This window comes from Mycobacterium sp. NPDC051804, assembly GCF_044452905.1.
Taxonomy (GTDB): domain Bacteria; phylum Actinomycetota; class Actinomycetes; order Mycobacteriales; family Mycobacteriaceae; genus Mycobacterium.
In genome coordinates this window covers 260,038-279,407 of the sequence record NZ_JBITCD010000003.1, presented here as the reverse complement: position 1 = coordinate 279,407, position 19,370 = coordinate 260,038, and the positions used below count along the sequence as shown (strand labels likewise).

Below are 19,370 nucleotides of genomic sequence, written 5' to 3'. Positions count from 1 at the left end.
TTACGGCGTCGGCGCAGGCGCCGCGGGTGCAGGCGGCGGAACCGCAGCGGGTGGCAGCGGTTCACCCGGAGCCGGAGGCGGCGCCACGGGCATCTGCTGCGCCGGATTCGCGGACAGCCCGGGCGGCGGTGTGGCATTGGCGTTCATCGGTCGCTGCGTGAGCAGCAACAGAGCGTCTTTGCCGCTCACCTCTTGCGTCTGAACCGCGTGCCAAAGATCGCGAAGATAGGAACCGCCGGTGCTCGGCTCCGGGGTCATGCTGGTGCCCGGCGGCAAGTTCTCGGGACTCGCCAGGTGCGGGACCTCCGCGGGCGGTGCGGCATCGACCTCGACGGGCGCCGGCGATGCCGCAGGCTGGGCCGGCGGTGCTGCGGGCGGGAGGCCCGGAGGTGCGGGAGCGACCACCGCGGGGGGCGCCGGGGGCGGAAGAGGAACACCGGGATCGGCCTGCGCCGTCGACGCTCCTGCCAGCAGCGCGGCCAGAGCGCCCAGGCTCGCCGCGGCCACCGTCGCCGCCGTGACCTTGATGTCGATTCTCACTTGAGCCCCTTTTACAAGCTGACCCGATCCGGTCTACCGAGTGCTTCAATTTGAACGTCAAAATTGTTACACCTGGGTCCCGAGTGAACAACCGGTCAAGAATGAGCCGGCCGTGGGAACACGTTCTACTTCGGAGTATCTGTAACCGCCCGCAATGGGCCCCAACTGTGGTGTAGCAATGGATCACCTGCCTAGACAACGTCATATGAGGGATGTATCGATGCCAACTCCGAACCTTCCGCCCGGATTCGACTTCACCGATCCCGACATTTACGCGGAGCGGCTGCCGGTCGACGAGCTCGCCGAGATGCGGAAGGTCGCCCCGATCTGGTGGCAGAACCAGACCAAGGGCAACCTCGCGTTCGGCGACAACGGCTATTGGGTGGTGACCAAGCACAAGGACGTCAAAGAGGTGTCGCGCCGCAGCGACGTGTTTTCCAGCAACAAGAAGACCGCATTACCGCGCTACCGCGACGAGGCCGAACCCGACTCGTTGGAGGGCGGCAAGGTCGTACTGCTCAACCAGGACGCGCCGCACCACACCCACCTGCGCAAGATCATCTCGCGCGCATTCACCCCGCGCGCCATCGAGTCACTGCGCGACGAGCTGCGCCTGCGGGCCGCCGACATCGTCAAGAGGGCGGCGGCGGAGGGATCCGGCGATTTCGTCGAGCAGGTGTCCTGTGAGCTGCCGCTGCAGGCCATTGCCGGCCTGATGGGCGTGCCCCAGGAAGACCGGATGAAGTTGTTCGACTGGTCGAACCAGATGGTCGGCGACCAGGATCCCGAGTACACCAGGAACGACCCGACGGCCGCGTCTGTCGAACTGATCATGTACGGGATGGCGATGGCGGCCGAGCGCGGCAAGAACCCGGGCGACGACCTCGTCACCAAGTTGGTGCAGGCCGACGTCGAGGGCCACAAGCTCACCGACGACGAGTTCGGCTTCTTCGTGATCCTGCTGGCTGTGGCGGGCAATGAGACCACTCGCAACTCGATCACCCAGGGCATGATGGCGTTCACCGAATTCCCCGACCAGTGGGACCTTTTCAAGCGGGAGCGGCCCGCGACTGCCGCAGACGAAATCGTCCGGTGGGCGACGCCGGTTACCTCCTTCCAGCGCACCGCGCTCGAGGACACCGAGCTCAGCGGTGTCAAGATCAAGAAGGATGACCGGGTGGTGATGTTCTACCGGTCGGCCAACTTCGACGAGGAAGTGTTCGAGGACCCCTACACGTTCAACATCCTGCGGGATCCCAACCCGCACGTCGGATTTGGCGGCACCGGCGCCCACTACTGCGTCGGCGCGAACCTCGCCCGGATGACGATCGACCTGATCTTCAACGCCATTGCCGACGAAATGCCCAACCTCACACCGATTTCCGCACCCGAGCGGCTACGGTCTGGCTGGCTCAACGGCATCAAGCACTGGCAGGTCGACTACACCGGCGCCGGCGCTAGCTGACCGGATAATCGACCAGCGAACGCCAGTAGTCCTCGGGGATCTCGACGTTCGAGCGCATGGCCATGGCGAGTCCGGTCGCCATGGCGATGCCGAGGACGCCCAGCCACAGGCCAGCCAGCCCGATGACCACCCACGCGATGGCGGTGACCGTCGGCCACGGCGACAGCACGACCAGCAGCGGTGCGAAGAAGAATCCGGTGCCGATGTACCACGACGAACCGGCCCGATCGGAGATCAGTACGAAGTGCAGCCACCGCGGGATCGGTCGGTCGACGGATGATGCGGCCCGCATGATCGTTCTCCTCTGTTCGACGGTCACCACTTACGCTCCCCGACGCACGTAAGCGCCGCAATTACCTGACGCGTAATGGTCACGAACGTGTAGGTGCGCGACACTGGGCCGATGACCACCGCCGCTGTGCAGACCCCGCCGTTCGGGACGATGATGCGCGACTGGCGGCAGCGGCGTCGGCTGAGCCAGCTCGACCTGGCCATCGAGGCCGACGTGTCCGCCCGCCACGTCAGCTTCATCGAAACCGGACGGTCGAGCCCGAGCCGGGCCATGGTGCTGCGCCTCGCCGAGGTGCTCGACGTACCGCTGCGCGAACAGAACCAGTTGTTGATGGCCGCGGGCCTCGCCCCGGTGTACAGCGAGCGATCCCTCCACGATCCCGATATGGCCGCAGTGCGCGACGGTGTCGAGCGCGTTCTGAGCGCCTACGACCCGTTCCCCTGCGTCGTCGTCGACCGGGGCTGGCAGATCGTGCACGCGAACGCGGGCGCCGGCGTACTTCTGGAGGGCGTCGCGCCGAGCCTTCTCGAGCGGCCGAATGCGCTCCGCATCTCGCTGCATCCCGAAGGACTGGCACCACGGATTCGCAACCTCGCGCAGTGGCGTCACCACGTGATCGAGCGCCTGCGCCGCGAGGCGACGGTCAGCGGATCGAGTGACAGTTCGGCACTGTTGGCCGAGATCGAGTCCTTTCCAGGAGGTTTCGACGGAACGCGCGATCTCGGCGGTGTGGCAGTTCCGTTGGAGCTCTACACCCCGCAGGGTCAACTACTGACGTTCCTGTCAACCGTGACGACGTTCGGCACCGCGCTCGACCTCACGGCGGCAGAGCTGTCCATCGAGGCCTTTCTGCCAGCCGACGAGGCGACCGCCGCCGCGCTCGGAGTGAAATGCCCATAACGGACCGCCAACAGCAATAGAGTCTGGCGACATGGACAATCGACTCGTCGCGACGGTCGCCGTTGCGCTCGCCGCGGCAGCGGCAGGCTGCTCGCCACCGCCGGCCGCTCTCGGCGGCACGAACGCGAAAGTGACCATCGACGGAGAGAGCACCGGCGATGCGCATGCCGTGGTGTGCTCGCAGACCGGGTCGATGTGGAACATCAAGACCCCCGGCGAACCGACCACATTGACTGCGTTCCTGGACAGCGAGGGCGGCGACGTCACCGTCCAATCAGTCGACTTCCGCGATTTCGCGGGTTTCACGGGCGTGTTCTGGGATGGCCGAATCGGCAAAGCCGAGGTGGCGGCCGACGGCGGCAAGTTCACGATCACCGGATCGGCCGACGGTTCCTTCAAGGACAACCCGAGCAATGCCGTGACGGCGTCGTTCCGCATCGAAGCCAACTGCTGACACGTGGTACATCCGTTCCGCGCGGCCATCGAATCCAAAGACCTCGACGCCGCCGTCGCGCTCTTACGTGAGGACGTCGTCTTCCGCAGCCCTGTTGTCTTCACACCGTATGAGGGCCGTGATGCCCTCAGGCAGATCCTGGCAGCCGTCATCGACGTCTTCGAGGACTTCCGCTACGTACGTGAGATCGGCGCCGACGGTGCACCTGACCATGCGCTGGTGTTCGAAGCCAGAGTCGGCGATAAACAGCTTCAGGGGTGCGACTTCATCCACTTCGACTCCGACGGTGCGATCGACGAGTTCACGGTCATGGTGCGGCCCATGCAGGCCATGCTCGCACTGGCCGAGGCTATGAAAGCGCGCCTCGCCGCAGGTTAAGCAACTGGTCTGACCACTTGACCTCTGGCCAGTTGCCTGGCAGGGTGGTCGGCATGGCTCTGCAACCGGTGAACCGCCGCTCGGTGCCCGAGGACGTCTTCGAACAGATCGTCACAGAGGTGCTCAGCGGCCAGATGCAGCCCGGAGAATCGCTGCCCAGCGAGCGCCGGCTGGCAGAGGTGCTCGGCGTCTCGCGACCCGCGGTGCGCGAGGCGCTCAAGCGACTTACCGCGGCAGGCCTCGTCGAGGTGCGCCAGGGCGACGCCACCACGGTGCGCGATTTCCGTCGGCACGCGGGCCTCGACCTGCTCCCCCGCCTGCTGATCCGCGGCGGCGAACTCGATCTGTCCGTGGTCCGCAGCATCCTGGAGACCCGGCTGCACAACGGCCCCAAGGTCGCCGAACTCGCCGCGCAGCGGCGTACCCCCGAACTCGCCGGAATCCTCGATGACGCGTTGCGCGCCCTGGCCGACGAGACCGACCCCGTCGAACAGCAGCGCTGCGCCCTGACGTTCTGGGATCACATCGTCGACGGCGCGGACTCGATCGCGCTCCGGTTGATGTACAACACGCTTCGCGCAACCTACGAGCCGGCGTTGCCTGCCCTTGCCGCGGTGATGGCCGACGAAGTGGGCCGTCCGCAGGCTTACCGCGAGCTGGCCAATGCGATCGCCGCCGGTGATCCCGCGCGGGCCCGACAGGCCGCACACGACCTACTCGAACCCGCGACGACGTCGCTACTCGCCGCCCTCGACGTTCTGAAGGAGCAGTCATGACCACCGCCACCGGCCGTACCGCACGCAAGAAGATGACGCTGGGCGACGCCGCGCGCCTTTTCGTTAAGTACCCATCCCCCTGGATGATTGGCGCCGTCCTCGTCGTGGCGGTGACCGCGCGGATCATCGTCGGCGACTGGCAGCTCACCGACGCCGTCGTGCCGCTGGCGATGGCGGCGGTCTTCCCGTTCTTCGAGTGGATGATCCACGTGTTCATCCTGCATTGGCGCCCTAGGCGAGTCGGGCCGCTGACGATCGACCCGTTGCTGTCGAGGGAGCACCGCGCGCATCACGTCGACCCGCGCAGCATCCCGCTCATCTTCATACCGTGGAAATCGCTTGCGACATGGGTACTTCCGCTGGCGATCGGCATCTCACTGCTGGCGTTCCCGCGCCTCGGGATGGGGCTGACGTTCCTGGTGTGTATCGCGGTGGCCGGGCTCGTCTACGAGTGGACCCACTACCTGATCCATACCGATTACAAGCCGAAAACCGCTGCCTACCGGGCGATTTGGCGCAATCACCGCAACCATCACTACAAGAACGAGCACTACTGGTTCACGGTCACCAGCTCCGGCACTGCCGACCGCGTGCTGCAGACCTACCCGGACCCGGCCGCGGTGGAGAACTCACCGACCGCAAAGAACCTGCACGCCGAACTCTCGGCGTAGTAGAGGCGCCGCACCTTCCGCGCAGTGCAAGTTACGGCTCGACGATGATCGGATCGCCGATCGACACCGTGTTGTAGTACCAATCCGCGTTGTCAGGGCTGAGGTTGATGCAGCCGTGGCTGACGTTCTCATAGCCCTGCGAACCGGTCGACCACGGTGCGCCGTGCACATAGACACCGCCCCAGGTGACACGCACCGCGTCGTAAACGGTGAGCTTGTAACCCTCCGGGTCATCCAACGGGATTCCGATCGTGCGCGAGTCCATGATCACGACCGACTGCTTCTCGAGTGCGGTGAAGTTTCCGGTCGGCGTCGCAAACCCGTATTTGCCCATCGATGCGGGCATTTCACGTAGGACCACGCCGTCCTGGCTGACCGTGAACGTGTGGTTGCTGATGCTGGCCACTCCGACGGTGGTCGAACCGGTCTGGAAATTCGCCTTCGTATCACCGACGGACAACGCGATCGTGCTGTGCGCGGGCCAGAACTCACTCGGTTGCCATTGCATGACATGGTCGTTGAGCCACGTGAACTCCCCCGCCGGTGTCTGCGGTGAGGTGATGTCGAGGCTGCGCTCCGCCGCCGTGCGGTCAGCGATGCGCCCTGCGAAGGTCACCGTGACCGGATGCGCCACGCCGACCGTCATGCCGGACGGCGAGATGCTCACGACGTCAGTCGGAACGGAGACGCCGGCAGAAACGGTCGCGACGGACCCCGAAAGGGCGGCGACCATGAAGCCGATCACGGCTACAAAACGAAGCTTCAGCACACTTTTATCCTAGTTCGTCCGGGAGTGTTAGCAGGGTAGCCGCAAGTCCTACGGGCTACCGCATGTCGTCGCCATTGTTGCTTTCCATGTCGTCTGATCATCGAAACCGCCGCTCAGAATGTTTCAGACGGCATCGATTCGCGCGGGCGTCGCGAGCCGGTTGACCGCCAGCAACGCGTAGCCGACGGCAAGCACACCACCGCCTAGCACACTAATATTGAGGAGCACCGTGCCCGCGCCGACACTGGCGGGATCCAGGAAGTAGTACGGCGCCCGCCGGCCGGCCTCGTTGAGAATCAGGATGGCCGCGACGACGTAGAGCGCCGGGTACGCCAGCCAGGCCAGCGGATGCCACCAATGCACCCTTGCCTGCCCACGCCCGACGAGCAGCCAGTCGCTGAGCGCCAGGGCTGGAACCGCGACGTGCAGCAGGAAGTTCGCGACCGTGTAGCCCATGCTTCGTTCCGTCAACAGCAGATTCCACACGACTCCTGTGATCAGGAGATACAGCACCACGGCCCCGCGAAGGCCGACCCGCGCATCGGCGCTGGGCGACACCAGGGTCCACAGGTAGTACGCCGCGGCGAGGATGTTGGCCTGGTAGGTGAAGGTGATCAGCCGCCACATCACACCCGATCGCGAGGAGACCTCGACGACGACCAACGCGGCGAGCACGGCCGCGACGATCGCGACCCGCAGCACGAGGCGCAGAAGTGCGGGACCGGTGACAGACGCCGTCACTGAGGTGGCAGCAGGGGCGGCGCTCCCGGCGGCGGCACAGCGGCGTCCGGCGGGGGTGCCGCGCCTTCAGGTAGAGGTGCCGGTGCACCCGGTACCGGGGGTGCGCCCGCGGGGGCAGGTGCGGGCGCCTGCTGCGCGGCGGGTGCTTCGTCGTTCCCGCCGATGTTCGACAGCCGGTCCCTGATCCGGGTGAGCAGGCCACGACGCTGCTGCACCGGAGTCGGCTGCGCGGGGATGAGACCGGGCGCGGGAGGGGCGGCTCCGGGCGCCAGAGCTTCGATAGGCGCGACGGGCGGGGGCAGAACGGGTGCCTCTGGAGCCATCGCGTCGGCAGCGGCTTCCGGTGCCAAACCGTCGGCCGGAAGTGCCTCGGGGATATCGACGGGAGCAGCCGCGGGCGGCTCGATCGGCGGCGCCTCCGGCGGAGGCAGTGGTGATTCGGCGATCGGAGCCGGGATGGCTTCCCTCGGGGCCGCAGGCAGAGCGGCGCGGACCGCAGCCGATCCGACGTCAGGCGACGTCTTCGCCGCGGGTCGTGGCTCAGGCGCCGCGACGTCCCGCTCGGGGGTCACTTCGAGGCTGACGGCGACCGACACCGATACGACGAACGTCACCGCGCCGACCGCGAGCATGGCCAGCGGGCCGGTCTGAGCCAACCGCCGACGGCGCTCACGTGGCGCTCGCTCGGGCGTGCGGCCGATCTGCATGAACTCGGTGTTGTGTGCCGACGCCAGCGCGGCGCCCCTGGCCAGAGCGAGCTCGGACTCGGCCGGAACGAACACAGGCACACCCAGGACGCCCTCGAGCCGGGGCACGACTCGGTGCCGATCGCTTCCCGACCCAACCACGACCAACGCCTCGGGTTGCCAGTCCGCCCTCGTGAAGACGGCGCTCAACCATCGAAGCAGGTCTTCTTCGCTGTCGATCGCATGATTGACGGCGGTCTGCACCGCGCCTTCGCCCGCATGGACGATGAGCGTGATCACCGTGTCGGGCTCGATCACACAGACCGCGGTGACGTCATATCCGATGACCTCGGCGATACCCCATGCCAGGGCTTCCGTCGCTTCGGGCAGACGAATGGGCACGACGTTGTCAAAACCGTTGTCGTTCAACGACTTCAACAGCAGCGAGGCTTCAGCGTCGGCGCCGTCACTCCACGTCACACCGATCGAATGCAGCCGCTGACCGCGATTGGCCGCGATCGCCTCGGTGCGCAGCACGGCGGCGGCTGCCTTCTCGGAGGTGTCGAACGGCGTCGAATGCCGGCCGGAAACAATCTCAAAGGCTTCGCGGTCGACCGTTGAACCGTCGGCGTCCTGCCCTTCGACGAGCACGAGACCAACGGCGGACGGCGTCACCGATAAGCCGAGTACGGCGTCCATACCACCCTTCCGGACGTCCATCTGTTCGGGGTGACCTTACCCGCGCCTTCGTGAGCTGGCTCACCGGGCGGGGTTCCGCCCGGGTGGGCAAAGGTGTTCGTCGGCCCATCGAGATGTGCTGTGCCGACCAAAATCACTGCACGTTCTCGAGCTCTGACTTTGCCCGCGGTCCGGGCTCTTTCGATCGGCCACCTCAATTCAGAGGCGAGTGGCATGGTGACGCCCATGGCAACGACAGAACATCTGGAAGGCAGGCCCGCCGGGCGCACGGTGTTCGGCCATCCGATCGGTCTGGCAAATCTGTTCGGCGTCGAGCTATGGGAGCGATTCTCGTACTACGGGATGCTCACAATCCTCGGCTACTACCTCTATTACTCACTCACCGAGGGTGGCCTCGGCATGCCCAGGGCCACCGCAACCGGCATCGTGGGCGCCTACGGCGGGTTGGTCTACCTCGCCACCGTTCTCGGCGGCTGGATCGCCGACCGAGTGCTCGGCATGGAGCGAACCGTCTTCTACGGCGGCCTGGTGGTGATGTGCGGCCACATCGCGCTCGCGTTCATACCGGGCTTCAGCGGAGTCGCCGTGGGTCTCGTGCTGGTGGCGCTGGGCTCAGGCGCCCTGAAAGCCAATGCGTCGTCGCTGCTGGGCACTCTTTACGAGAAGGACGATCCGCGCTGCGACGGCGGTTTCACCCTGTTCTATCTGGGCATCAACCTCGGCGGGTTCATCGGACCGCTCGTGACGGGGCTGTTGCAGACGCGGATCGGGTTTCACTGGGGCTTCGGCGCAGCGGCTGTTGGGATGGCGCTGGGTCTCACACAGTATGTCGTGTTCCGCCGCAACCTCGGCGACCACGGTCGTATTGTTCCGAACCCATTGCCCCGCAGTGCTATTGGCTGGTACGTGGGCATCGCCGTCATCGCCGTCGCGGCGGTCGTCGGGGCCTTCGCGACAGGTCTGGTGAAGTTGTCCAATCTGTCGCAGGTGACGACGGGAGTGCTCATCGCCGCGGCGGTCGCCTACTTCGTCGTGATGCTGACGAGTTCGAAGGTGGCGCCGATCGAGCGGACCAGGCTCACGGGATTCATTCCGCTGTTCATCGCCAATGCGGTGTTCTGGTCGCTGTTTCAGCAGATCTTCACAGTGCTCGCGATCTACTCCGACGAGCGGATGAACTGGTCGATCTTCGGCTGGACCGCCCCGTCGAACTGGATCGGATCCATCGAGCCGGTCTGGATCATCCTGCTCTCACCGCTGTTCGCGATCATGTGGACACGCCTCGGCGAGCGGGCGCCCACCACCCCGCGAAAGTTCGCCTACGGTGTCATCGGTATGGGAGTCGCGTTCCTGTTGTTCCTGCCTATGGCGGGCACCACGGGCCGGGCGGTTCCCGCGCTGTGGGTGCTGGGCATCATGGCGGTCTTCGCGATCTCCGAATTGCTGCTATCGCCGATCGGCCTCTCCGTCACGACAAAGCTTGCCCCGGAGGCATTTCGGGCGCAGATGATGGCGCTGTACTTCTTTTCGGTCGGCATCGGCACCTCGATGTCCGGCGTGCTGTCGGGCTACTACGATCCGGCGCACGAATTCGCGTACTTCGGCATTCTCGGCGCCGTCGCCGTAATCGCCGGCATCGGCGTATTCGCGTTGTCTCCCCGGATAAGCCGACTGATGGAAGGCGTGCACTGACGCGGAAACCGCTACCCCGCCAGGATGTCGTTCAGCGCGCGGGGATCGATGTTCCCACCGGAAAGCACTATCACGGTGCGGCCCGGAGGTGTCCGGCCCTGGCGGTAGGCGGCCAGGGTGACCGCTCCGCTGGGTTCACTCACCAGATGCACCTTAGCCGCGAGTTCACGCACCGCACTTCGGATCTCGCTCTCCGACACCGTGATGATGCCGTCGAGCACCCGCTGCAGATGAGCGAACGTCAACTCCGACGGTTGTGAACGAAGGCCGTCGGCGATGGTGCGATTCCGGTCTTCGATCGGCCAGTCGACGCGATGACCTTTCGTGAGCCCCTCGGCGGTGTCGGCGGCGAGCTCGGGTTCCACGCCGAAGACGCGGGCCCGCGGGCACAGCGCCTTGACGGCCGTGCCGACACCGGAAGCCAGGCCGCCGCCGCTCACCGGAACGAGGACGTTCTCGACCGCGGGCAGGTCCTCGGCGATCTCCATACCGATCGTGCCCTGCCCGGCAATGATGTCGGGATGGTCGAACGGCGGGACCAACACCCCGCCCGTCTGCTCCAGTACGTCCACGGCGACGCGCTCGCGTTGGCCCGCGTCGCAGAGCACCACCTCGGCCCCGTGACCGCGGGTTGCGTCGACTTTGACCGCCGGTGTCTCTTTCGGCATGACGATATGTGCCGGAATGCCGTAGACCGCAGCGGCGTATGCCACGGCTTGCGCGTGGTTTCCGCTGGAATATGCCACCACGCCGCGGGTGCGCACCGACTCGTCGAGGTTGCCGATCGCATTGAACGCACCGCGGACCTTGAAAGCGCCGATGGGCTGCAGGTTCTCCGGCTTGATCCACAGCGGCCGGTCGGCGTCGGCCCACAGCGTCGGTAGCAATGGCGTGCGCACCACGAACGCGTGAATCCGTGCTGCCGCCGCCCTGATGTCGTCGATGGTCACCATGTCCACGAATTCAGTCTTCCCGAGCGTCGCCCCGGGATGCACTCCCGGTCACTTCCGGCGTGCGGTGAAACTGTTTCCGGTTGCCGGGCCTTCGATCTCGAACCCGCGGCCGACCAGCAGCCGGCGAAAGAACTCGGCACTGACGTCGCTTTTCAGCCGCACGCCGTATTCACGGGAGAAGACCCGGTCCTGGGGCAGCCGAATCGCGGGCGGGCCGTCGGCTAACGGGGTGAACTCGATTGAGCTGCCGTCGGCCGTCACGGTCGCATATTGGTACTCCATCAGCGGTTCCCAGCTGTCGCCGCGCCGCACCGAAACCGACCCGTCAGGATGCACCTGAAACTCGCTGCCGCGCTTGAGCAACGGGACCAGGTTGAACATCAAGAGCAGAAGCCCAGGCACGATCAGCAAGAACAACGCGTACGCGTGCGTCTTTTCCAATTCGGCGTCGTAGGTGGGGACGATCAGCTCGGCGAACCAGCCCTCGACGAAAATCGCGATGTCCTTCAGCACGTCACCGAAACTCGCCCGTCCTGCGGACATGTCGTAGATCGCCGCCCCGGTGCCCGCGATACCGCCGATCGTCAACAGCACGCCGATGATCACCAGCGCCCAGTTGGTTCGTGACAAGAACGCGCCCAGCACGTGCGTCGGCTCGGACAGTTCGAACTTGGGTCCGCCCAGCGGCTTGGCCATACACCACACGCTGACGCCGATCGCCGCGAAAAGAGCCACGAACTCGAGCGGCCCAAAGGACACACTCTGCGAGTTCCAGATCGCCAGGCCCAGAAACGTCAGCCACAGCACCCAGCGCAGCGCTCGTTGCCACCACGTGAGCAGCCGCTCAGCGGTCTCCTCCGGCCGTTGCCGGGCTTCGTGGCCGGTGCTCACGCCAAGATCGTAGCGTCGGGTTCCGTTGCCGACCCGAACTCCGCGAAGCCGCGACCAGCTGAGCGGCCGGGGCCGATAGTGTGTGGCCGTGCCCTCGTTTTCGTTGCCGATCACGCCGCGTTACGCCGAGGTCGACCAACAGGGTGTCGTCTTCAACGGTCACTACCTCACCTGGTTCGACGAGGCGTGCACCGGCTTTCTCGACCATCTCGACGTTAGCTACCCGGCTTTGATCGCGAGCGGATACGACATACAGGTGGTGCACAGCGAGATCGACTTCAAGGGTCCTGTCAGGTGGCGCGACGTCGTCCGCGTCGAGGTGCACTGCGAGAGAATCGGATCCACCAGCTTCACGCTGAGCTTCAACGTATTGCGCGGCAGCGACGGCGACCCCGCCGGCGAGCAGTCGGCGGTCCGCGGCCACAACGTCTACGTCGTCGTCTCAACCGATGATTGGGCCAAGCGTCCGATTCCGCCGGTGTTGCGCGAAGCGCTCACTTCGGTTGAGCGTCAAGCCCATAACGTACCCGGCTGAACCTGCGACTGAGCCCACACCGAACGCCGGGGACGGTACGGTCGAGGCATGGGCCACGGTCACGATCACGGACATCGGCGCGACCTTCCGCCAGGCATGATCGAACAGCTCGAGCTCGCCTATGCCGGCGTGACATCGTTCGGGCACCGGCCGTTCCTCACCGAGGTCGAACAACTGGAGTCGTGGCAACCGGACGTCGCGATCGTCGGCGCGCCGTTCGACGTCGGGACCACGAACCGGCCGGGTGCGCGCTTCGGCCCTCGCGCCATTCGCGCCACCGCCTACGAGCCGGGCACCTACCACATGGATCTGGGGCTCGAGATCTTCGACTGGCTCGAAGTCGTCGACTTCGGCGACGCGTATTGCCCGCACGGCCAGACCGAGAAGTCGCACAACAACATCCGTGAGCGCGTGCACGCCATCGCGTCGCACGGCATCGTGCCGGTCATCCTCGGCGGCGACCACTCGATCACGTGGCCCGCCGCGACCGCCGTCGCCGATGTCCACGGCTACGGCAACGTCGGCATCGTGCACTTCGACGCACACGCCGACACCGCCGACGAGATCGAAGGCAACCTCGCCAGCCACGGCACCCCGATGCGCCGGCTCATCGAGTCCGGCGCCGTACCCGGTAGCCATTTCGTCCAGGTCGGTCTTCGTGGCTACTGGCCGCCACAGGACACCTTCGAGTGGATGCAAGAACAACGCATGACGTGGCACACCATGCAGGAGATCTGGGAGCGCGGATTCAAGGAGGTCATGCGCGACGCCGTCAACGAGGCGCTGGCCAAGGCCGAGAAGCTGTATGTCTCCGTCGACATCGACGTGCTCGACCCCGCGCACGCACCCGGCACCGGCACACCGGAACCCGGCGGCATCACCACCGCAGACCTGCTGAGGCTGGTGCGGCAACTCTGCCGCGAACACGATGTCGTCGGCGTCGACGTGGTCGAGGTGGCCCCCGCTTACGACCACGCGGAGTTGACCGTCAATGCGGCGCATCGCGTGGTGTTCGAGGCACTGGGCGGCATGGCCGCGCGCCGCCGGGATGCCGCTCCTGACGCCCCACCGCCGGGACCGCCGGCTAGGTAGTCCCATGGCGAGGACGGCCGAGAGGATAATGAAGATATGTCCGGAACGCTGTTCTTCGATGGCAACTGCGGGATGTGCACGCGATCGCGAAACTTCCTGCTGAAACTCAACCGCAGCGGCGACCTGCACACCGAACCACTGCAGTCGGCCGGCACCGCGGAGCGACTCGGCATTCCTGAATCAAGCCTGATGGATTCGGTGCGCTGGCTCGATGCCGCCGGCAACGTGTATGCAGGCGCCGAGGCGGCGAACGCCGCGGTATCAGTGGCGCTGGGCACGCGGATTCCGCTGATGATCTACCGCATCCCGGGCATCGGGTCGCTCGAGGAAGCGGTCTACCGGTGGGTGGCCGATCATCGCTACCGCTTCCCCGGCACCACTCCATACTGCGAATCGCATCCGGTCTCCTGCTGACCGGTCGATGAGCCGCAACGACGTCGTGATCCGGCCCGCGGTCACCGACGACCTCGATGCGATCGCACAGATCTACGCTCACCACGTCCTGACCGGGGTGGCGACCTTCGAGCTGATTCCCCCGGACGAAGATGAGTGGCGCAGTCGGTTCGACGCGGTCACCGACCGCGAATTGCCGTTTGTCACTGCGACTTTGGAAGGCAAAATTGCGGGATACGGTTACTGCGCGCCGTGGAAGACACGTCCGGCCTATCGCCAGACCGTAGAGAATTCGGTGTACCTTGCGCCGGGCGCGACTGGGCTGGGGATCGGCGGCCGCGTGCTCGACACCCTACTCACCGAGTGTGGCCGTGCAGGCGTTCGGCAGATCATCGCCGTCATCGTGGATACCGAGTCCGCCGCGGCTTCTCTTGCACTGCACCGCAATCGCAGATTCATCGACGCTGGGCGACTGAGGGCGGTCGGCTTCAAGCACGGTCGATGGCTTGACACGCTGCTGCTGCAACACAGCATCGCCGACGTTACAGACTGACTTCAGTCCACGCTGGATTGTCGTTTCGATGATCCGTGGTGTTCCGGCATTCGCCGTACAGACGCATGGTGGCGAACGCTGGGTCGTCGACGTTGCGTTGCAGCACGGCTGTGACGCCGACGCCGGCGAGTTTGCGGCCGAAATGCTCAGCCTTCGCGGGTGCATCCGACCAGCCGTCGGCAATCATCGCCGAGGCGACGTCATCCAAGTACCGATCCCAATCACTGTGCGGGAGGCTGAAACTCATGTAGAGCGCGGCCTGATAGGGCGGCTCGTTCTCCCCGGCGCACGACACGAACGTGTAGCCGCCGGAAGCCTCCTGCAGGTGCGCCACCGCGACGATGCGCTTGGCCGCGTCGACGACTTGCCGGGCAGCCTGCTCATCGGTGATGGAGGCGAACTGCCGATGAGCCACGTCGGCCTCGTGTCGACCGACGATGATGAGCGCTGACCCCAGAGCCAGCGACAACAGGAGCGCCGCCCAGAGCAATCCCCTCGCCCGTCGTGAGGAGATCCAGTCGCTGTCCATGACCGAAGCTATCCGCGTCCGGCGATCCCGTTGATCAACCGCGCGCACACGGCGTCCATCTCCACACGGGCCTGTTCGCGGTCGGCGGCACGCGATACGTACAGTGCTGCTTCATCGAGCGCGCCGAGGAGCACATGCGCTGTCGGGCGCATCGGCTGCTCAGGGACGGCTCCGTCGGCGATCGCATGGGCGAGCATGCCCTCGATCACTCCGAGCCCGTACTTGACGCCCACGGCGCGCCAGCGATCCCATCCGAGCACCGCCGGGGCGTCGATCAGCACGATCTGCTGCACGTCGGGCGCCGCACAGCCGTCGAGGAACAGGCGTGCCCCGACCTGCATCGCCTCAAGCGGATCGAGGGGCTGCAGTTCCATGATCTGACGCGCGATGTCCTCGACCAGCTGCTGCTCTACCTGCTCATAGACCGCCGCGAAAAGGCCCACCTTGTCGTCGAACTGGTGATACAGCGCGCCACGCGTCACCCCGGCGGCGGCCACGATCGCCTGGGTGGATACATCGTTGAAGCCCTTGTCGGCGAACAGCTTTCGGCCAGCATCGATCAGCAGCGCGCGGGTCGCCGCCGTCCGCTCCGCCTGGGTGCGCCGGGTCGTTGCCGTCGCTGCGGCCTGATCGTTGACTTTCATACAGCCTGCACGTAACTTTCATACCAAGTGTTTGTAAGTTACGGGAAGGATAGCGAACATGCCCCAGGTCGTACTGGATCAGGCCACCATCGAGTACCGCGTGTTGGGACCGGAGGATTCGCCGCACACTCCCGTGGTGTTCGTGCACGGGATTCTCGTCGACAGCCGGCTTTGGGACCGCGTGGCCGACGGTCTGGCCAAGCGTGGGTTCCGGTGCTACCTGCCGAACTGGCCGCTGGGCTCGCACACGGTCCCCGTCAACGACGGGGTCGGGTTGTCCCCGCGCTCGGTCGCGACGATGATCCATGACTTCATCGTCGAACTGGGCCTTTCGAACGTGACCCTGGTCGGCAATGACACCGGCGGCGGGTTGTGTCAGCTGGTCATCGATGCGTACCCCGACGTCGTCGGCCGGTTGGTGCTGACGAACTGCGACGCATTCGACAAATTCCCGCCATTCCCGTTCACCCTTGTGTTTGCGCTGCTGCGCGGACCGGTCTCGATCAAGCTGTTGTTCGAGCAGATGCGGCTCAAGGCCCTGCGGCACTCTCCGCTCGGCTTCGGCCTGCTGGTCAACCCCGACGCCCAACTGACGGCGTCGTGGTTGGAGCCTGCCCGCACCGATGTCCGGATCCGACGCGATTTGGCGCAGCTGTTGCGGGCTGTCGCGAAAACCGACCTGACCGATGTGTCGACGCGGTTGCCCCGCTTCACCAAACCGGTCACCATCGTCTGGGGTCAGCGTGACCGCGCGTTCACCCCGGCACTCGGCCGCCGGCTGGCAGCGTTGTTCAGTGACTCGACGCTGATCGAGGTGCCCGAAGCGCGGACTTTCGTGTCGCTCGATGCGCCGACTGAGGTGATCAACGCTGTCGCGACGATCGGCGCGAGTCGACCCGCCTAGCTCTTGGCGAGGGTGAACTGACAGATGTCGGTGTAGCCCTCGCGGAAGAGGTCGGCGCAACCGGTCAAGTACTTCATGTAGCGGTCGTAGACCTCTTCGGACTGCACCGCGATGGCCTCGCCCTTGCGGGACTCCAACGCCTCCGCCCAGATCTCGAGCGTGCGCTGGTAGTGCAAGCGCAGCGGCTGGACTCGGGTGACCTCGAAGCCGACCTTGGCGGAGTGCTCCTCGACGGTCGATACAAAGGGCAGCATCCCGCCGGGGAAGATCTCGTCCATGATGAACTTGAAGAATTTCAGCTTCGTCATGGTCAGCGGCAACCCGCGCTCGGCGAACTCCTCGTCGCTGGGCTTGACGATCGTGTGTAACAGCATCACGCCATCGCTCGGCAGCGCGGCATAAGCCATCTTGAAGAAGTCGTCGTAGCGGTCCGCGCCGAAGTGCTCGAAGGCGCCGATCGACACGATGCGGTCAATCGGTTCATCGAACTGCTCCCACCCCTGCAACAGCACCTTCTTGGTGCGCGTACTGGGCGATGCGGCGAGCATCTTCTCGACGTGGGCCTTCTGGTTCTCACTCAAGGTGAGGCCAATGACGTTGACGTCGTACTTCTCCAGAGCGCGGTTGAGCGTCGCCCCCCACCCGCATCCGATGTCGAGAAGCGTCATCCCGGGCTTCAGACCCAGCTTGCCAAGCGACAGGTCGATCTTGGCGATCTGCGCCTCTTCGAGCGTCATGTCGTCGCGCTCGAAGTACGCGCAGCTGTAAGTCTGCGTCGGGTCAAGGAAAAGCCGGAAGAACTCGTCGGACAGGTCGTAATGCGCCTGGACGTTCTCGAAGTGCGGCTTCAGTTCCCGCTCGTCGCTGGTCGTTTCTGGCAAGTTATAGCCTCTGACGTTTTGGTTCATGGAATATTTGCGAGGGCCCTGCGTCGGTGCGGGCGCCCTCCCCCGTCATCTGCGCAGTTTACGCACAGTACATGAGACATCCCCTAATGGCCTCATGCGCAGATCCTGCCTGTCGCGCCGCGCCGCGAACTGACGCCAGCGAATATTCTGGCGCGCGTCGTGACGGCTGATGTTCAGTGTCGTAGTGAATGTGAATTCCACGGTGTCTATACCCACGTCCTCGGGTTTTCAAGCGCCTATGGGTCCGGCTGGATGACCGGCCGATCCGCTGTCGTCGTGCGGGTCATGCCGCGGTACAGCAACGCGCCGCGGCCACGACAGCACCGCGAGACGTCAGGAACTCGTCACATCCACGAGCACGCTCAGCTGAGACCGCGGGAGGCGCCCACGTCGTACTCCGCTACCGACGCGGCGAGGATGGCGGCGCCCTGCTCGCCACCGACACCGCTGCCGCGGAATGCCTCGACCGCGGCGCGCGAATCCCAGCGTTCCAGGATGTTGATCCGCCCGGTGTCTATGAGGTCCGCCGACAAGGCGAAGTCACGACAGCCCGCCGTCGTACGGGCCTGCCGGACGACCTCCACGCACCCTGCCAGGTAATCGTCGCGCTGCGCGGGGTCGACGATCAGATGACCGGCGACGATAACCTCCGGGACGGCCATGACAACCTCCTATATATGTCCATCTCCTGCCATGGAGACTGCGACGGCCCACCGAAATCATCGACACAGTAGTAAGCATGGAGGCATGAACCTGCGAGACGTCTCAGAACTACGCGACGCCGTGCCGGCCGATGCTTCACGTGCGTACGGGCAGCCGTGCGAAACCGCGGACGGCACAACGGTCATACCGGTCAGCAGGGTGCGCGGTGGAGCTCTGGGTGTGTTCGTCGTCAAAGACGGGGAGGCCAAGTGGGTCCCCGCGGCGGACACGACCCGCATCGCGCTGTTGGGCATCTGCGTCGGCCTCGTGTCGGCCGCGTTTGCCGGCGTGGCTATGGTGCGCCGCCCGCCGTGGCCTGATCTGCACGGCGATATCTCGACGCGGGCTTAGTCCTCGAACGCCACGCCACCAGCGCCGCTACGCCTGCGAGTACAACCAACCCGGCCACCCACGGCCATGCCCCGTGTTGGTGGATCCATCCCGCGAGCGTGCCCTGCAGTCGGCCCGCCGCGGCGATCACCGGATCGGCCGGATCGCCACCGGCGGTGAACAGTCGCACCTCGTAATAGCCGTAGTAGCTCACGTAGAGGCCGACCGCGATCAGCAGCGCGCCACTGATTCGGTTGACGTACGGAATGACTCGCCGCATTCGATCGGCGACGGCCGAACTCGCCAACGCGGCGGCGACGGCCAGCGCGCCGACGATCAACGTGAAGCCGGCGGCGTAGGCGACATAGACGAGCGCCCCGCCGAGATGCGAACCGTCCTTGACCGCCGCACCGGTGACCGCGAGGAACGGGCCGACCGTGCAGGACAACGATGCGAGGGCATAGCTCAACCCGTAGCCGAACATCGAGCCGAGGCGCGCGGTGGGCGCCCAGCGGGTATCCACCGTCGGGATCAGCGCCGTGAAGTCGCGTCCGAGCAACAGCCAGACACCTAGAGCGACGAGTGCCAAGCCGATGACCACCGTGACGTAGGGCAGGTACCGCTGGACCGTCGACGCCGCGGCGATCGTCAGCAGTCCGAAGGCCCCGAACACGGCGACGAAGCCGAGCGCCATGGCTACGGTCGCGGCGATTGCCCGGGGCAGCGCGGTGAGCAAACCGCTTCGTTCGCGCTCGCCCCGCACCACCAGCGCCAGGTAAGCGGGCAGCATCGCGAAGCCGCACGGATTGATCGCCGCGACCAGCCCAGCGGCGAACGCCAGGCCGATCAGCTCGTTGTCCACGCGCTCGCCGG

25 protein-coding genes are annotated in these 19,370 nt (G+C 65.7%); 13 read left to right on the top strand and 12 right to left on the bottom strand.

Annotated elements, in window-relative coordinates; genetic code table 11:
- The gene (locus ACIA48_RS12500) at positions 1–540 is read right to left on the bottom strand and encodes a hypothetical protein (protein ID WP_396731347.1); all 540 of its coding nucleotides are present in this window, start codon (positions 538–540) and stop codon (positions 1–3) included.
- A gap of 220 nt (positions 541–760) precedes the next feature.
- Between ACIA48_RS12500 and ACIA48_RS12495 the strand changes: the two genes are divergently transcribed.
- Complete coding sequence (locus ACIA48_RS12495) at positions 761–2,005, top strand: cytochrome P450 (RefSeq protein WP_396731344.1); 1,245 nt, start codon at positions 761–763, stop codon at positions 2,003–2,005.
- Here ACIA48_RS12495 and ACIA48_RS12490 read toward each other — a convergent pair.
- The gene (locus tag ACIA48_RS12490; protein WP_396731341.1) at positions 1,998–2,297 is read right to left on the bottom strand and encodes a hypothetical protein; all 300 of its coding nucleotides are present in this window, start codon (positions 2,295–2,297) and stop codon (positions 1,998–2,000) included. The two genes, ACIA48_RS12495 and ACIA48_RS12490, sit on opposite strands and share 8 nt — an antisense overlap.
- A 111-nt stretch (positions 2,298–2,408) precedes the next feature.
- Here ACIA48_RS12490 and ACIA48_RS12485 point away from each other — a divergent pair, with 111 nt between their 5' ends.
- Genes ACIA48_RS12485 through ACIA48_RS12465 form a run of 5 tightly spaced genes read left to right on the top strand, consistent with a single transcriptional unit; the run spans position 2,409 to position 5,476 of the window.
- Positions 2,409–3,197 carry a helix-turn-helix domain-containing protein gene (locus ACIA48_RS12485; RefSeq protein ID WP_396731338.1) on the top strand — a complete coding sequence of 263 codons (789 nt, stop codon included), beginning with the start codon at positions 2,409–2,411 and terminating at the stop codon, positions 3,195–3,197.
- Between the two features lie 31 nt (positions 3,198–3,228).
- Positions 3,229–3,651: a lipoprotein LpqH gene (locus ACIA48_RS12480; protein WP_396731336.1), complete on the top strand. Its 423-nt coding sequence runs from the start codon at positions 3,229–3,231 to the stop codon at positions 3,649–3,651.
- Positions 3,652–3,654: 3 nt separating this feature from the next.
- The gene (locus ACIA48_RS12475; RefSeq protein ID WP_396731333.1) at positions 3,655–4,029 is read left to right on the top strand and encodes a nuclear transport factor 2 family protein; all 375 of its coding nucleotides are present in this window, start codon (positions 3,655–3,657) and stop codon (positions 4,027–4,029) included.
- Positions 4,030–4,082: 53 nt separating this feature from the next.
- Complete coding sequence (locus ACIA48_RS12470; RefSeq protein ID WP_396731331.1) at positions 4,083–4,805, top strand: FadR/GntR family transcriptional regulator; 723 nt, start codon at positions 4,083–4,085, stop codon at positions 4,803–4,805.
- Entirely contained in the window at positions 4,802–5,476 is a 675-nt protein-coding gene (locus ACIA48_RS12465) for a sterol desaturase family protein (protein WP_396731328.1), read from the top strand. Before ACIA48_RS12470 ends, ACIA48_RS12465 begins: the two co-directional genes overlap by 4 nt.
- Before the next feature lie 31 nt (positions 5,477–5,507).
- Here the strand turns inward: ACIA48_RS12465 and ACIA48_RS12460 are convergent, their stop codons facing one another.
- From ACIA48_RS12460 to ACIA48_RS12450, 3 genes are all read right to left on the bottom strand, one after another.
- Entirely contained in the window at positions 5,508–6,245 is a 738-nt protein-coding gene (locus ACIA48_RS12460; RefSeq protein ID WP_396731325.1) for a L,D-transpeptidase family protein, read from the bottom strand.
- A 123-nt stretch (positions 6,246–6,368) separates the two neighbouring features.
- Positions 6,369–6,986, bottom strand: a complete 618-nt coding sequence (locus tag ACIA48_RS12455; RefSeq protein ID WP_396731323.1) for a Pr6Pr family membrane protein — start codon at positions 6,984–6,986, stop codon at positions 6,369–6,371.
- On the bottom strand, positions 6,983–8,392 hold the full coding sequence (locus ACIA48_RS12450; RefSeq protein WP_396731320.1) for a hypothetical protein: 1,410 nt from the start codon (positions 8,390–8,392) through the stop codon (positions 6,983–6,985). The genes ACIA48_RS12455 and ACIA48_RS12450 overlap by 4 nt, the downstream gene beginning before the upstream one ends.
- 204 nt (positions 8,393–8,596) lie before the next feature.
- Here ACIA48_RS12450 and ACIA48_RS12445 point away from each other — a divergent pair, with 204 nt between their 5' ends.
- On the top strand, positions 8,597–10,063 hold the full coding sequence (locus ACIA48_RS12445) for a peptide MFS transporter (RefSeq protein WP_396731317.1): 1,467 nt from the start codon (positions 8,597–8,599) through the stop codon (positions 10,061–10,063).
- 11 nt (positions 10,064–10,074) lie between these two features.
- On the opposite strand, the gene ACIA48_RS12440 is transcribed toward ACIA48_RS12445, so the two are convergent.
- A complete protein-coding gene (locus ACIA48_RS12440) occupies positions 10,075–11,016 on the bottom strand; it encodes a threonine/serine dehydratase (RefSeq protein ID WP_396732762.1) in 942 nt (313 codons plus the stop codon).
- A 48-nt stretch (positions 11,017–11,064) separates the two neighbouring features.
- On the bottom strand, positions 11,065–11,907 hold the full coding sequence (locus tag ACIA48_RS12435; RefSeq protein ID WP_396731315.1) for a hypothetical protein: 843 nt from the start codon (positions 11,905–11,907) through the stop codon (positions 11,065–11,067).
- An 88-nt stretch (positions 11,908–11,995) separates the two neighbouring features.
- On the opposite strand from ACIA48_RS12435, the gene ACIA48_RS12430 reads away from it, so the two are divergent.
- The 4 genes from ACIA48_RS12430 (at position 11,996) to ACIA48_RS12415 (ending at position 14,480) form a co-directional block, all read left to right on the top strand.
- Positions 11,996–12,442: an acyl-CoA thioesterase gene (locus ACIA48_RS12430; RefSeq protein WP_396731312.1), complete on the top strand. Its 447-nt coding sequence runs from the start codon at positions 11,996–11,998 to the stop codon at positions 12,440–12,442.
- Positions 12,443–12,538: 96 nt separating this feature from the next.
- Positions 12,539–13,534 carry an agmatinase gene (gene speB, locus ACIA48_RS12425; RefSeq protein ID WP_396732758.1) on the top strand — a complete coding sequence of 332 codons (996 nt, stop codon included), beginning with the start codon at positions 12,539–12,541 and terminating at the stop codon, positions 13,532–13,534.
- A 36-nt stretch (positions 13,535–13,570) separates the two neighbouring features.
- Positions 13,571–13,948: a thiol-disulfide oxidoreductase DCC family protein gene (locus tag ACIA48_RS12420; protein ID WP_396731309.1), complete on the top strand. Its 378-nt coding sequence runs from the start codon at positions 13,571–13,573 to the stop codon at positions 13,946–13,948.
- 7 nt (positions 13,949–13,955) lie between these two features.
- Positions 13,956–14,480 (top strand): GNAT family N-acetyltransferase, encoded by a 525-nt coding sequence (locus ACIA48_RS12415; RefSeq protein WP_396731307.1) that lies wholly within the window; start codon positions 13,956–13,958, stop codon positions 14,478–14,480.
- Here ACIA48_RS12415 and ACIA48_RS12410 read toward each other — a convergent pair.
- Complete coding sequence (locus tag ACIA48_RS12410) at positions 14,470–15,009, bottom strand: hypothetical protein (RefSeq protein ID WP_396731304.1); 540 nt, start codon at positions 15,007–15,009, stop codon at positions 14,470–14,472. The genes ACIA48_RS12415 and ACIA48_RS12410 overlap by 11 nt on opposite strands.
- Before the next feature lie 8 nt (positions 15,010–15,017).
- Positions 15,018–15,653: a TetR/AcrR family transcriptional regulator gene (locus ACIA48_RS12405; RefSeq protein WP_396731301.1), complete on the bottom strand. Its 636-nt coding sequence runs from the start codon at positions 15,651–15,653 to the stop codon at positions 15,018–15,020.
- Positions 15,654–15,711: 58 nt separating this feature from the next.
- Between ACIA48_RS12405 and ACIA48_RS12400 the strand changes: the two genes are divergently transcribed.
- The gene (locus ACIA48_RS12400) at positions 15,712–16,557 is read left to right on the top strand and encodes an alpha/beta fold hydrolase (protein ID WP_396731300.1); all 846 of its coding nucleotides are present in this window, start codon (positions 15,712–15,714) and stop codon (positions 16,555–16,557) included.
- On the opposite strand, the gene ACIA48_RS12395 is transcribed toward ACIA48_RS12400, so the two are convergent.
- Entirely contained in the window at positions 16,554–17,465 is a 912-nt protein-coding gene (locus tag ACIA48_RS12395; protein ID WP_396731297.1) for a cyclopropane mycolic acid synthase family methyltransferase, read from the bottom strand. The two genes, ACIA48_RS12400 and ACIA48_RS12395, sit on opposite strands and share 4 nt — an antisense overlap.
- 362 nt (positions 17,466–17,827) lie before the next feature.
- Positions 17,828–18,127, bottom strand: coding sequence for a putative quinol monooxygenase (locus ACIA48_RS12390; RefSeq protein WP_396731294.1), 300 nt, complete (start codon positions 18,125–18,127; stop codon positions 17,828–17,830).
- 85 nt (positions 18,128–18,212) lie between these two features.
- Between ACIA48_RS12390 and ACIA48_RS12385 the strand changes: the two genes are divergently transcribed.
- On the top strand, positions 18,213–18,518 hold the full coding sequence (locus tag ACIA48_RS12385; protein ID WP_396731291.1) for a hypothetical protein: 306 nt from the start codon (positions 18,213–18,215) through the stop codon (positions 18,516–18,518).
- On the opposite strand, the gene ACIA48_RS12380 is transcribed toward ACIA48_RS12385, so the two are convergent.
- On the bottom strand, positions 18,460–19,359 hold the full coding sequence (locus ACIA48_RS12380; protein WP_396731288.1) for a cytochrome c biogenesis CcdA family protein: 900 nt from the start codon (positions 19,357–19,359) through the stop codon (positions 18,460–18,462). The two genes, ACIA48_RS12385 and ACIA48_RS12380, sit on opposite strands and share 59 nt — an antisense overlap.
- Between the last annotated feature and the right edge of the window lie 11 nt (positions 19,360–19,370).

What these genes read in the sequence shown, in the direction of transcription:
- ACIA48_RS12495 (WP_396731344.1), top strand. Translation starts at nt 761, where the DNA reads ATGCCAACTCCGAACCTTCCGCCCGGATTCGACTTCACCGATCCCGAC.
- ACIA48_RS12490 (WP_396731341.1), bottom strand. Translation starts at nt 2,297, where the DNA reads ATGCGGGCCGCATCATCCGTCGACCGACCGATCCCGCGGTGGCTGCAC.
- ACIA48_RS12485 (WP_396731338.1), top strand. Translation starts at nt 2,409, where the DNA reads ATGACCACCGCCGCTGTGCAGACCCCGCCGTTCGGGACGATGATGCGC.
- ACIA48_RS12480 (WP_396731336.1), top strand. Translation starts at nt 3,229, where the DNA reads ATGGACAATCGACTCGTCGCGACGGTCGCCGTTGCGCTCGCCGCGGCA.
- ACIA48_RS12470 (WP_396731331.1), top strand. Translation starts at nt 4,083, where the DNA reads ATGGCTCTGCAACCGGTGAACCGCCGCTCGGTGCCCGAGGACGTCTTC.
- ACIA48_RS12465 (WP_396731328.1), top strand. Translation starts at nt 4,802, where the DNA reads ATGACCACCGCCACCGGCCGTACCGCACGCAAGAAGATGACGCTGGGC.
- ACIA48_RS12450 (WP_396731320.1), bottom strand. Translation starts at nt 8,392, where the DNA reads ATGGACGTCCGGAAGGGTGGTATGGACGCCGTACTCGGCTTATCGGTG.
- ACIA48_RS12445 (WP_396731317.1), top strand. Translation starts at nt 8,597, where the DNA reads ATGGCAACGACAGAACATCTGGAAGGCAGGCCCGCCGGGCGCACGGTG.
- ACIA48_RS12440 (WP_396732762.1), bottom strand. Translation starts at nt 11,016, where the DNA reads ATGGTGACCATCGACGACATCAGGGCGGCGGCAGCACGGATTCACGCG.
- speB (WP_396732758.1), top strand. Translation starts at nt 12,539, where the DNA reads ATGATCGAACAGCTCGAGCTCGCCTATGCCGGCGTGACATCGTTCGGG.
- ACIA48_RS12420 (WP_396731309.1), top strand. Translation starts at nt 13,571, where the DNA reads ATGTCCGGAACGCTGTTCTTCGATGGCAACTGCGGGATGTGCACGCGA.
- ACIA48_RS12415 (WP_396731307.1), top strand. Translation starts at nt 13,956, where the DNA reads ATGAGCCGCAACGACGTCGTGATCCGGCCCGCGGTCACCGACGACCTC.
- ACIA48_RS12410 (WP_396731304.1), bottom strand. Translation starts at nt 15,009, where the DNA reads ATGGACAGCGACTGGATCTCCTCACGACGGGCGAGGGGATTGCTCTGG.
- ACIA48_RS12405 (WP_396731301.1), bottom strand. Translation starts at nt 15,653, where the DNA reads ATGAAAGTCAACGATCAGGCCGCAGCGACGGCAACGACCCGGCGCACC.
- ACIA48_RS12400 (WP_396731300.1), top strand. Translation starts at nt 15,712, where the DNA reads ATGCCCCAGGTCGTACTGGATCAGGCCACCATCGAGTACCGCGTGTTG.
- ACIA48_RS12395 (WP_396731297.1), bottom strand. Translation starts at nt 17,465, where the DNA reads ATGAACCAAAACGTCAGAGGCTATAACTTGCCAGAAACGACCAGCGAC.
- ACIA48_RS12390 (WP_396731294.1), bottom strand. Translation starts at nt 18,127, where the DNA reads ATGGCCGTCCCGGAGGTTATCGTCGCCGGTCATCTGATCGTCGACCCC.
- ACIA48_RS12385 (WP_396731291.1), top strand. Translation starts at nt 18,213, where the DNA reads ATGAACCTGCGAGACGTCTCAGAACTACGCGACGCCGTGCCGGCCGAT.